The organism is Brevundimonas sp., assembly GCF_032107865.1.
Taxonomy (GTDB): Bacteria; Pseudomonadota; Alphaproteobacteria; order Caulobacterales; family Caulobacteraceae; genus Brevundimonas.
Map to the genome: position 1 here is coordinate 1 of NZ_DAMCNG010000403.1, position 1112 is coordinate 1112.

Consider the following 1112-nt stretch of genomic DNA (forward strand, 5'->3'; position numbering starts at 1 on the left):
CCGACCATCCCGTCTTCGCCGCCTTCCTGGCCTCCGGGCGACTGACCCTCGCTCTCGGCGACCAGACGACCGCCATCGAGATTGATCGAGCGAATCTGTCCAAACTGCGCCGCTTCGCCGAACTGTGCACCGGATAAGGACAAGGATGCGCCCTGCCCGCTGGCTGACCGCCGCCGCCTTCATCGCCCCCCTCGCCCTGACCGCCGCCCTGGGCGCCTGCGCCCCCAACGTCGCCCCGCTGAACCTGAGCGGCGCGCCAAAGCCCGTCGCCGGCTACGACTGGTTCCTGAACGAAGACCCGGACGAGCCGCGCCTGTCCTATGGCCTGGCCCAGTCCGACGACGTGCCGCTCAGCCTCATGTGCGCGCCCGGTTCAGGCAAGATCGGCCTGTCCCTGGCTGCGGACCAGGCCAACGGGCGCCTCGCCATCACCCTGGAATCAGGCGGCGACACCGAAACCTACGGCGCGCGCGTCGAAGCGGCCGACATGCACGACGGCGTCCATCTGATCGCCTCCGCTCCCGTCGCCGATCCTGTTATCCAGCGGTTCGGCCGCCTCGGCTGGCTAGCGGTGTGGGACGGCGACCAGCGCGCGATGATGGCCGCCCAACCCGGATCAGAGGGCCGCGCGGCCGAGTTCCTGGCCTTATGCCGCTGAAGGCTTGACCGCAGCGGCGACGTCCGCTCCCCTCCCCGCCAGTTCTTGGGAGGGCTTTAGTTCATGCGTCATCTTCTTCTCGCCGCCGGGATCGGCTTGTCGGGCCTTGCGGGCGCCGTCGCCCTGCCTGCCCAGGCCGCCGTCGTTCAAAGCCAGTCGTCCGCCGCCGCGCTGGACGCTCTGCTGGTCGATTACGAAGCCTATCTGCGTCAGGTTGACCCCATCGGTTCGGGCATGGACGGCGACCGCGCCGCCCTGTCGCGCCTGCCCGACGCCAGCCGTGCGGGCGAACTGGCCCGTCGCGCCCCGCTGAACGCCCTGAAGGCGCGGCTGGACGCCATCAACCCGGCCTCTCTGGACGAAGGCCACCGCCTGAACCACGCCTTCGTCGGCTATCTGATCGGCCGCGAGCTGGAGCGGATCGAACTGGATCCGTCGCGTCTGGCCTTTGATT

Annotated in this window: 1 protein-coding gene and 1 pseudogene; both read left to right on the forward strand. The window is 69.6% G+C overall.

What is annotated here, in order from left to right:
• The first annotated feature begins 145 nt into the window (after positions 1-145).
• Positions 146-658, forward strand: a complete 513-nt coding sequence (locus RT567_RS17145) for a hypothetical protein (RefSeq protein WP_313577377.1) — start codon at positions 146-148, stop codon at positions 656-658.
• Positions 659-721: 63 nt separating this feature from the next.
• Positions 722-1112: pseudogene (locus RT567_RS17150) on the forward strand (DUF885 domain-containing protein); the annotation flags it as partial.